This is a genomic window from Phocaeicola sp. (genome assembly GCF_057861905.1).
Genome location: NZ_DBMACV010000092.1, coordinates 1 through 10,648, shown reverse-complemented (window position 1 = coordinate 10,648; position 10,648 = coordinate 1). Strand labels below are relative to the sequence as shown.

Genomic DNA, 10,648 nt, shown 5'->3' with positions numbered 1-10,648 from the left:
TTGCTGCATATTGTTGCTTTCCGAAGAAGCCGTGTATCAATGTTACAAGAACTCTTGACACACAGCTCGCTTTGTTTTGAATTCGTCGAACTCACGTTATACTTAGCATCATCACAAGCACTGAAAGACAAAGCAACCATTAAAAGGGACAATGCACCTATTTTTTTATATAAAAAATTCATAATCAATTATTTTTTGCAGGATTCATAATTTGGATGGCATTACGCAAGAAAGGATAGTTACCAGGCATGCCACTCACTTTGTATTCATATTCCATGTGGAAAGTACCTACGCCTCCACTTCTGGAGAAAGTTTCACCATTATATTGCGGTTTCCAACGTGCCATACCTTCGAGCGACTTATAATTATTTCCCTCACGGTCGTAATAATATGATACTCCTCCTGTTTGTGCATAATTCTCAAAATTCTCACAAACGATGAATTTCTTAGCACATTCTTCCGGGGTAAGGACACCGTCATAATGGTTAATAATTCTAGCCAAACGTCCATCAAGGTCGCTATCACCCCATGAACTATACGCCTGTCCGATGAAATAATTGAAGTCTTTACCCATTTCAGCCGGTATTTCTGAATGTTCGGGCTCTCCGTCAATTACGAGCAGTTTGCCTTTTCCAGCACGAGCACCCATTCCCCGGTCAATCAATGTTTGCAGGAAAATAGCTATTCGGCCATTCTTGCACATCTCCTTGTTAGTTTCGAAAGGCTGAGCATATGAAGGCTCCCAATCCAGATCAAATCCATCCAGATTATACTTGTCGATAGTATCAGCAAAAGCGTTGGCAAACTTCACGATAGAAGCCTTAATCGCTTCCTCATCACCATCTACCCATCCCCAGTACTTATGACGGTCTTCACGAGTTGCATTGTGTTCTTCTGGAGTAATCTGGTCACCCATTTCCATAATGATACAACAAGCCAGAGCTTTCGTACCTTTCACGGTCTGTACATATTTCAAGTCCTTCTGTACTTCAGGAGTCATGCCTTTCCAGCCTCCCCAAAGCGAAACAAAGTCCACACTGTCGGGCAATCCAGCCAGACAGTTTTCAAGACTCACTCCAATACCGGTCACATTACCATACCATCCGAAAGCTACGGCATGGTCGGACTGCTTGTAAGCTCTCAGTGCCTCATAATATTCTTCAGACTTATCTGATTGCGTCAAATCTTTTGCATATTTAGGTTCCAGTTCAGTCCAGTCATTACATGCTGTAATCATAAATCCAAGTCCTAAAGCTGGAAGAATCATTTTTGTCAGTAAACGTTTCATATTCTTTATTTATTAAAATCACCATTAATTATTTTTTCTGCCACCAGAGTTTAGTTGCAAAATTATCTTCCCCTCCCAATAAGGTAACAGCCTTGTCCATATTACCTTTATTATTCAGATACTCATTATAAGAAAATGGCAAACGATTAGGAACTGTTGTTATGTTATCATTGGCCAGATTAGGCAATTTAAAGACCTTCGGATATCCCGTACGACGAATCTCGCTCCATGCTTCCTGTCCCAACGGATATAAAGCAATCCATTTCTGAATCATGATACGTTCCAGTTTTTCATCATCACTTGCAGAGTTATTCCATTTGACAGTCATTGCACTGGGTGCAGCCATAGTACGGTGCTTTCCTGCCGGATCGACATACTTGTCGGGTACCGACGTAGCATCATCCATATAATCTGCTGCTCCAGAAGCATTCCACTGCTCAAAAGAAAGCTGAATACCTTGCTTATAGAACGTTTCAGGATCGGCTATAGAACCTCCGTCCCCAAGTTTCCATCCTAACAATCCACCTTCAGCCCTGCAAAAGGCAACTTCAGCAGCGTTCAGCCACATTAAACGATCGGCTTTCATGATATTGGGAGCCGAATACTTCTTGGTATTGGTCTGCAAGTCAACATTCACTCCAGAAGGAATAGCCGCATACTCTACGTTCTTCCAGTCCCCCGTATGCTTTTGCATATATTTTTCCAGACGCTTATCATGATATCCGTTCATATAGCACAGAATATCAGCACACATACGAGCATCGCCATAACTATCCCACATCACGTTTATCGGATTTCCTTTTTCGTAATAATAGCTGGCATTATCTGCATTCGAGGTAATGACTCCAAACGCATTTTTAATAGCACTCTCAGCCTGATCTCTTGCGTAATCGGGCAAAGCTTTACTGATACGTAATGCCATACGAAGCTTCAGCGAGTTGGCATACTTAATCCATTGAGTAAAGTTACCACCATATACATTGTCGTATTTAGCCATCGGAGTAGCTGTCGGATTAGCCTGCACATAAGATGTCAGCACTTCGATAGCAGCGTTCAAATCATCAAACATGGCACGGTAAACATCCTCCTGAGAATTGTAAGCAACCGTAAGCGAAGTAGAGTTGATACTTTTATAAGGAATAGGTCCGTAAGTATCAGTCAGACGCTGCATGAAGCTCACCTTCAGTATCTGTGCCCAAGCATAATTAGTTCCTTTCTCTTCGGTTTGTTTTTTCACCTCATTATAGGCAGCATAAAACTCTGCCATATAGTTAAAAGGAGCAGAATACCAGTCCGAAGGAACGTTACACAACGGAGGATTTTTGGCGGCATTCCAGCCATCGTTGGTATACATCATGTATCGTCCGTAAATATCACCGATCAGATTTTCGGCCATCTGATAATGGTTTTCCTGTGCAGGTACTACAAGGTCGGTCATGGGCAGGAAAAATGCTCCCAATCCATAATTATCTCCTTCCAATTCTTCCTTGGATATTTTATGTATAGGGTCATTCAGGTCATCGCTGATACAAGAATTCAGCATGACAGCTCCCCCCATCAGGAACCCCAAAGCAAATATATTTAGCGCAAATTTATTTTTATTCATAATACTGAAATGTTTAGAATTGAACTTTTACATTAAAGCCAAAACTTCTCTGGCTTGGCTGCATAAAATAATCAAGTCCCTGATAGTAGGTACCGGTAGAAGCTGTTGCTTCCGGATCAAACGGAGCTTTACAGTAAATCATCCACAAATTACGTCCCACTACAGAAAGGTTGACTTTCACAGCGTTGTTGAACCATTTGGCCGGTAAGGTATAGCCTAATGACAATTCCTGCAGACGGAGGTTAGTCGCATCGTATACATAATTTTCAAGCAAACCATTTGATCCACCTACCTTCGTATAATACGACTGTGCGTCAATCACGCCATTATTGACAGGTATTCCACCATTATCGCGTGCAATGGCAGTTGTTTCGGACACACCAAACTGGTCCATAATAGCCTGCGTCTGTGAAAGAACTACACCACCAAAACGAGCCGAAAGCATAAATCCTAAATTCACACCTTTATAACTGAAATCATTTCTGAATCCCAAGTTTCCATTAGGCAATACAGATCCTACCTTCTTGGGCTCTGCCAATGTTTCCAGTACCACATTGTTATTTTCAATCAACACATTACCATTCTGGTCACGCTTCAAAGCTGTCTTAACATACAAATCTCCCATTGTACCACCTTCTGTCAGTATGTACTGGCATGCATCAATACCACCTTTATTGATACGGTCGACAGAATAATGTTCTCCACTTTCATCCACATAATCTTTCAGTAGTTCCGTAACCTTATTCTTGTTAAAGCTATAGGTTATATTAGAGCTCCAAGAGAAATCACCCCATGTATTATTGAATCCCAAGGCAAACTCCATACCCCAGTTACGAACGTTACCCGACTGGCAGTACATCTTGGTATATCCAGAAGTAGCCGACAAAGGCACCTCTATAGTCTGATTCTTGGTATCCGATTTATACCAAGTAGCATCCAAGGTCAATTTTCCGTCGAAGAAACGTGCATTGATACCAGCTTCCCACGAATAAGTCTTTTCAGGAAGCAGTTCGCCCAACGGCTTATACGACATAGTCTGCCACTTGCCGGTCGACTTATCCCATTCATAGCTATAAGGAGAAGTCAGGTTACGGGGAATAGAAGTACCGACAACCGCGTAAGAACCTCTGACCTTCAAATAACTGAACCACTCAGGCAGTTTGACCATTTCCGAGATTACGCCCGAAAGACCTACAGAAGGGTAAAAGAACGATTTGTTTGGAGTATGTGCCAAAGCCGAATCCCAGTCATTACGTCCGGTTACAGTCAGATACAACATATTTCTCCATCCTGCCTCCACACTGGCAAACAATGCGTTAGTACGCTGCTTCCAGCCTTCGAACAAAGGATAAGTATCACGTCCGTTCTTATCAATATTATAGTAGGTAAACACATTGGGGATATCTCCCAAAGCTCCCTGATAGCCTGAATTCTTATAATTCAACTGCGTAGTACTTGCACCAATATTGGCATTCAGGTTAAAGTTCTCCCACGCTTTTGCAAAATTGGCAATCACATCGGCATATACCTGACGGTCGTCAGTCTTGTGATACTTATAGAATCCAGTTGTACTTGCAAACAGCGTATTGGTAGAAGCATAACGCTTTTCCTCATAATCGATAGCAGAATTATCAATGCGCACACGTCCTGTCACGTTCAGCCAGTCTGTAATATCATATTTCAAACTGGCATTTGCCATATAACGCTGCTTATTGTTCGTACGAGGCATGCGGTTCATAATCCAATACGGATTCTGCATCTGCAGGCCCTGATCGCCCCACTGCCAGTTCTGGGTATAGATATTACGCCCTACATCAAAAGTTTCGTAGGCCTGTACCGATTCAAAATTTTCTCCTCTCGGAAAAAGATAAATGGCAGGAAGCGGATTGAAGTACTGTCCCTGAGCCGTCAGGTTCAAATCTTTCTGAATAATGAAGCTGAAACCTACATCAAGAGTCAGCTTATCATTCAAGAATTTCGTTGTATTGCGTGAACTGAAATTATATCGTTCATATTTATTGTTAGGCAGCATGCCGTTCGCATTCGTTGTACCAACAGACAAATAAGTCTGATTCTTATCATTACCTACCGACAGTGAAGCCGAGTTCTGAACATTCACACCCGTACGGAAAAATCCCATCGGATCATAGTCACCATACTCCGACGAACCTTTTTCTCCCCACGAAGAAAAACTTCCCGGAGCATTCAAGTAACGGTTCTGGAACTTAGGAGTAAAGAATGGTTTCGAAAAAGTAGTAGAGTTTGAAACTGTAACACTGACCTTTCCTTCCTTGCCTTTCTTGGTTGTAATCAAAATAACACCGGCAGAAGCAGCAGAACCATACAAAGCAGCAGCAGAAGGTCCACTCAACACCGACATACTTTCTATATCATCTGGATTAAGGTCCGAAATACCTTCACCTCTAGGCTGTTCAGAATAAGCACCTTCTGTTCCACCATTATTGGTATTAAAGATAGGTACACCATCGATTACATACAAAGCATTATTATTATTGGCAATAGATTTAACACCACGCATAACTACACGAGTTGCACCACCAACACCCGAAGCAGAAGCATTGATATTGACGCCAGCCACCTTACCTGCTAAAGCATTCATAAAGTTAGCATCCTTTACAGTAGTTAATTCATCTCCTTTTACCTGCTGTACATTGTAGCTCAATGCCTTTTCCGAACGTTTGATACCAAGTGCGGTCACAACAACCTCTTCAAGCACTTCTGTATCTTCATGCATGACAATCTGGCCTAAATTAGGTTTAACAGCCAACTTCTGTGTTTTATAACCAATGTAGGAAATTTCCAATACAGCATTGGGAGAAACCTGCAAAGAGAATACACCATCAATATCAGTGATGGTTCCATTCGTAGTTCCCTGTTCGAGAATACTTACACCAATCAATGGTTCACCTTTTGCATCGACAACGACACCTTCAGTTTTCACATTGTTTGTTTGCTGGGACAGGGATGTCCTATTACTAGAAACATCATTCGAACCTGCCCACGCAACAGCTCCTGGAGTTAACAACAAGAGCAACATTAGTTGCGCAAATTTACTTTTTTTCATAAAGATTAGTAAATTAAAGGTTTTTAACTTTTATTTTTTACACAGCATTTCAGTAAAGCCATAGTAAAGAATAAAGATTACAATAAAAAAAATCAAATTTAGTTTAGTCTAATAACAAAATAGCAGTCAACAATATTGTCTCAGTTCCTGCAAAAAATAAACGTAGAGACCATTCCTTCTTTTTTACAAAACTTACACAATAAGATTTCAAACTTTCAAATAGAAATATTGAAAGCACTAAAAAGTTTCAATTGATTTTTTAAACAAAAAATTAACAAGGTATTTATAAGGTTAAACAAATAAAGAGAAAAGCCATTAAAGACTCTTTTCTTTAAAATATCGAGCAAATATAATATTTTTTTATATAACCACCAAAAGAAACAAAAAAATAATAAATAACAGATGTCATTTTATAACAAACAATCTGTATGTGAAAATAAATCAAACAAAAGTCAATAAGCGATATATTTATAAATCAGCTATGTATGAAAAGATCTAATTTAACAACAAAATAATGTCATCCACAAAACCTGATAAATTATAAGCTTCTCATTTCAGAAAAATAAAAAATCGTTTCTTCCTTTTTAGATTAAAACAGGCAGAAACGACTTTTCTATGATTATTGCATCGAGGTATCAAATCATGTTCCGGAAAGGAGGCTTCACCACTTTCGCTTTCAGATGACGTCCACGATTATCCAGATAAATCTCCGTATCCGGTTTGGCAAATGCAACCTGTACATATCCTAATCCGATTCCGATTTTACGGGTTGGCGACATCGTTCCGGATGTTACATTTCCGATAACATTTCCCTCTCCGTCGGTCAGTGCATATCCATGACGAGGAATACCACGGTCTATCATCTCAAAGCCTACCAACCGACGAGTTACACCTTCTGCCTTCTGTTTTTCCAGTGCCTGACGATTGGTAAAATTCTTGCCGTCGACAAATTTGGTAATCCATCCCAAACCGGCCTCCAAAGGAGAAGTAGTGTCGTCTATATCATTGCCATACAGACAGAATCCCATTTCCAGACGAAGCGTATCACGTGCTCCCAGTCCGACAGGTTTAACACCATATTCAGCTCCGGCTTCAAATATAGCATCCCAGATACGATCGGCATCTTGAGGATAAAAATATAATTCAAAACCACCCGCACCGGTATAACCTGTATTCGAGATTATCACATTCGGTACTCCGGCAAAGTCACCTACACGGAATGTATAATAAGGTATTTCGGAAAGGTTCAGAGAAGTAAGTTTCTGCAACGTATCGATAGCCTTTGGTCCTTGAACAGCAAGCTGTGCGATACGGTCGGAAGAATTTTCAAGTTCCGCTCCTACTGTGTTATGACTTACACACCAGTTCCAGTCCTTTTCTATATTGGCAGCATTCACCACCAGCATATACTTGTCAGGCTCATAGTAATACACCAGCAAATCGTCGACAATACCTCCTGTTTCATTCGGGAAGCAAGTGTACTGCACCTTACCCGGGGTAAGTACAGCTGCATTATTCGAAGTAACCTGCTGGATAAACTCAAGAGCATGCGGTCCTTTCACCCAGAATTCTCCCATGTGAGAAACATCGAATACCCCAACCGACTGACAAACCGTATTGTGTTCATCAAGAATACCCGAATACTCGATAGGCATGTTATAACCCGCAAATTCATGCATTTTGGCGCCGAGAGCGATATGCTTCTCGGTAAAAGGAGTAGTTTTCATCAAATAGAATGTTTAAGGTTAATATTTAAATTATCACCACAGATTATACTTCACTCCGCCCGAAAAGTTCATCTCAACCGGTACTGGTTATAACCTGTGGTGAAAGGGGAATATCCCCGTGTGTTTTACTGATCTGTCATCAATATCTTTTTGCTGTCAGTTCGGCTATTTTGACTACCACGTTCATAGCCTTTTCGATAGACTGAATGGGAACAAATTCGTAACGACCGTGGAAATTCAGTCCGCCGGCAAAAATATTCGGACAGGGCAGCCCCTTGAATGACAACTGCGCTCCGTCTGTTCCTCCGCGGATAGCCTTCACTTTCGGCTCTACACCAGCTTCCTGCATGGCAGCAAAGGCAATGTCGATAATGTGCATCAACGGTTCTACCTGCTGGCGCATGTTATAATACTGATCCTTTATGTCGACCTTAATTGTACCCTCGCCGTATTTCTTGTTTATTTTTTCGGCACATCCCTGCATAAAAATCTTGCGTGCTTCGAACTTCTGACGGTCGTGGTCGCGGATAATATATGAAACGGTAGCCTGTTCTACTTCACCTTCCATACCAATCAGATGATAGAACCCTTCATAACCTTCGGTCGTAGCAGGAGTTTCGTTTGCCGGCAACATACCCACAAATTCATTGGCTACGAGCAGAGCATTGATCATCTTGTTCTTGGCATACCCGGGATGTACATTTCTTCCCTTTACATGTATCTTGGCAGAAGCCGCATTGAAGTTTTCGAACTCCAGTTCTCCTACTTCGCCTCCGTCCATCGTATACGCCCACTTGCAGCCGAATTTCTCTACATCGAACTTATGCGCGCCCAGTCCGATTTCCTCATCCGGATTGAATCCGACACGGATTTTTCCATGCTCTATTTCAGGATGCTCCTTCAAGTAAGCCATAGCAGCTACAATTTCTGCAATACCCGCCTTATCATCGGCTCCCAGCAAGGTGTGGCCGTCGGTCACAATCAAATCCTCTCCTACATGATCCAGCAGTTCGGGAAACTGCTTCGGAGAAAGAATGATACCTTCTTCCTTGCACAGAGGAATATCTTCGCCTCCATAATTACGGACAATATTGGGATTCACGTTCTTTCCCGACATATCAGGACTGGTATCCATATGAGCTATAAATCCGATAGTGGGTATATCTCGATTCACATTGGCAGGAAGAGTTGCAAACAAATAACCGTTGTCATCCAGCGAAATATCTTCCAGTCCCAGAGCTTCCAGCTCGGTTTTCAGATACTTGGCAAACACCATTTGTTTCGGTGTACTGGGAGTAACACCGGTTGACTCGTCAGACTGCGTGTCGAAAGTTACATACTTCAAAAAACGTTCTATTACTGTCATATATTCTTTCGTTGTTAATGATTCTTTTGTGTAAAAATAGGAAATAGCTTCCGAACAGCCAAACACATTACCATTTTTTAGGCCTAATTTATAATCGGTATGTGGTATTTAGCACAAAGCTGTTAAAAACACATAGCATACCACAAACTCTTATAAAAATACGGGACAGATAATGCTTTTTTTCGTACTTTTGTGCCTCGAAAGAATATAATTATGAAGAGATTATTTTTAGTATGCCTAACATGCTTGTTTGCAATAGCTTGCCTGGCTCAGGAATCAAGCAGCACACCTGCGAGTGACACCCTTTCCACACATTCATTGAATAAAAAAGAACTCCATCAAAAAAAATTAGCAAAACGTAATCTGCACTATAATATTCTGGGAGGACCGAGCTTCAGCCCCGACTTTGGTCTGCTGGTGGGAGGAAGTGCCCTGATGACGTTCCGTATGGACCCGAAGGACACGACCATGCGTCGTTCCGTACTGCCTGTGGCTATGGCGTTTATGTTCAAGGGCGGACTGAACATCATGGTAAAACCTCAACTTTTCTTCAAGAACGACAAGTTCCGTATTTTCGGACAGTTCAGCTACAAAAATACACAGGAGAATTTCTACGGCGTAGGCTATACTACCAACAAAGACTACGTACGAAGCGATACTACCAGCCAGTACCGCTACAGCGGCATACAGATTAATCCCTGGTTCTTGTTCCGCCTTGGCGAAAGCAACTTCTTTGCCGGTCCGCAAATAGACTTGAATTACGACAAGATAACCAATCCTGCCAAATATCTGCCCGAACAGGAGGACTACAAGAGAGCAGGAGGTACTGCAAGCGGATATAGCAATTTCAGCTCGGGACTGGGATTTCTGTTGACATACGATACTCGTGATGTTCCGGCCAATCCTTATAAAGGTATTTATCTGGACTTCAGAGGTATCATGTATCAGAAATGGTTGGGAGGAGATGACAACTTCTATCGCTTCGAGTTCGATTACCGACAATACAAACTGGTAGGCAAACGAAAAGTGCTGGCATGGACCATACAGACTAAGAATGTGTTTGGAAACAATATTCCGCTCAACAAATATGTTCTTAGCGGAACGCCTTTCGACTTGCGCGGATATTATATGGGACAATATCGCGACAAAAGCGGGCACCTCGCTCTCGTAGAATACCGCCAGATGTTTAATACGAACCAGAGCAACTGGATAAAAAAGGTAATCAGCCATCTGGGATTCGTTGCCTGGGGAGGAGCCGGATTCATGGGACCTACTCCGGGAAAGATAGAAGGTGTTCTGCCTAATGCCGGAGTAGGACTACGCATAGAGGTTCAGCCGCGTATGAACGTCCGGCTCGATTTCGGACGAAACTTCATCAACCGCCAGAATCTGTTCTACTTCAACATGACAGAAGCGTTCTAAAAACGCTTCCAACGCAAGAAGGAAACAATTATTTATCGTCTATACAAAAAAGAGTGAAGGTGTGTCAAAAAGCACACCTTCTTTTTTAGCACAAAGCCCCGACTTTCACAAGCTGGGGCTTTGTTATTACCTAAAGATTTTGTATCTTTAAGCA

Annotated in this window: 7 protein-coding genes; 1 reads left to right on the top strand and 6 read right to left on the bottom strand. The window is 41.8% G+C overall.

Annotated elements, in window-relative coordinates; all coding sequences use genetic code 11:
- From ACZM60_RS13445 to pepT, 6 genes are all read right to left on the bottom strand, one after another.
- Positions 1 to 182, bottom strand: a 182-nt coding sequence (locus tag ACZM60_RS13445) for a hypothetical protein (protein ID WP_489521753.1), incomplete at its 3' end; no start/stop codon positions are given.
- Positions 183 to 184: 2 nt separating this feature from the next.
- Positions 185 to 1,288 carry a glycoside hydrolase family 18 gene (locus ACZM60_RS13440; RefSeq protein WP_489521752.1) on the bottom strand — a complete coding sequence of 368 codons (1,104 nt, stop codon included), beginning with the start codon at positions 1,286 to 1,288 and terminating at the stop codon, positions 185 to 187.
- Between the two features lie 28 nt (positions 1,289 to 1,316).
- Positions 1,317 to 2,894, bottom strand: a complete 1,578-nt coding sequence (locus ACZM60_RS13435) for a SusD/RagB family nutrient-binding outer membrane lipoprotein (protein ID WP_489521751.1) — start codon at positions 2,892 to 2,894, stop codon at positions 1,317 to 1,319.
- A 13-nt stretch (positions 2,895 to 2,907) separates the two neighbouring features.
- Positions 2,908 to 5,856, bottom strand: coding sequence for a SusC/RagA family TonB-linked outer membrane protein (locus ACZM60_RS13430; protein WP_489521750.1), 2,949 nt, complete (start codon positions 5,854 to 5,856; stop codon positions 2,908 to 2,910).
- Between the two features lie 758 nt (positions 5,857 to 6,614).
- Positions 6,615 to 7,706, bottom strand: coding sequence for a glycine cleavage system aminomethyltransferase GcvT (gene gcvT / locus ACZM60_RS13425; protein ID WP_489521749.1), 1,092 nt, complete (start codon positions 7,704 to 7,706; stop codon positions 6,615 to 6,617).
- Between the two features lie 139 nt (positions 7,707 to 7,845).
- Entirely contained in the window at positions 7,846 to 9,072 is a 1,227-nt protein-coding gene (pepT, locus tag ACZM60_RS13420) for a peptidase T (RefSeq protein WP_340319124.1), read from the bottom strand.
- A 213-nt stretch (positions 9,073 to 9,285) separates the two neighbouring features.
- Here pepT and ACZM60_RS13415 point away from each other — a divergent pair, with 213 nt between their 5' ends.
- Positions 9,286 to 10,494: a BamA/TamA family outer membrane protein gene (locus tag ACZM60_RS13415; RefSeq protein WP_340319125.1), complete on the top strand. Its 1,209-nt coding sequence runs from the start codon at positions 9,286 to 9,288 to the stop codon at positions 10,492 to 10,494.
- The last annotated feature ends 154 nt before the right edge of the window (positions 10,495 to 10,648 follow it).

What these genes read in the sequence shown, in the direction of transcription:
- ACZM60_RS13440 (WP_489521752.1), bottom strand. Translation starts at nt 1,288, where the DNA reads ATGAAACGTTTACTGACAAAAATGATTCTTCCAGCTTTAGGACTTGGA.
- ACZM60_RS13435 (WP_489521751.1), bottom strand. Translation starts at nt 2,894, where the DNA reads ATGAATAAAAATAAATTTGCGCTAAATATATTTGCTTTGGGGTTCCTG.
- gcvT (WP_489521749.1), bottom strand. Translation starts at nt 7,706, where the DNA reads ATGAAAACTACTCCTTTTACCGAGAAGCATATCGCTCTCGGCGCCAAA.
- pepT (WP_340319124.1), bottom strand. Translation starts at nt 9,072, where the DNA reads ATGACAGTAATAGAACGTTTTTTGAAGTATGTAACTTTCGACACGCAG.
- ACZM60_RS13415 (WP_340319125.1), top strand. Translation starts at nt 9,286, where the DNA reads ATGAAGAGATTATTTTTAGTATGCCTAACATGCTTGTTTGCAATAGCT.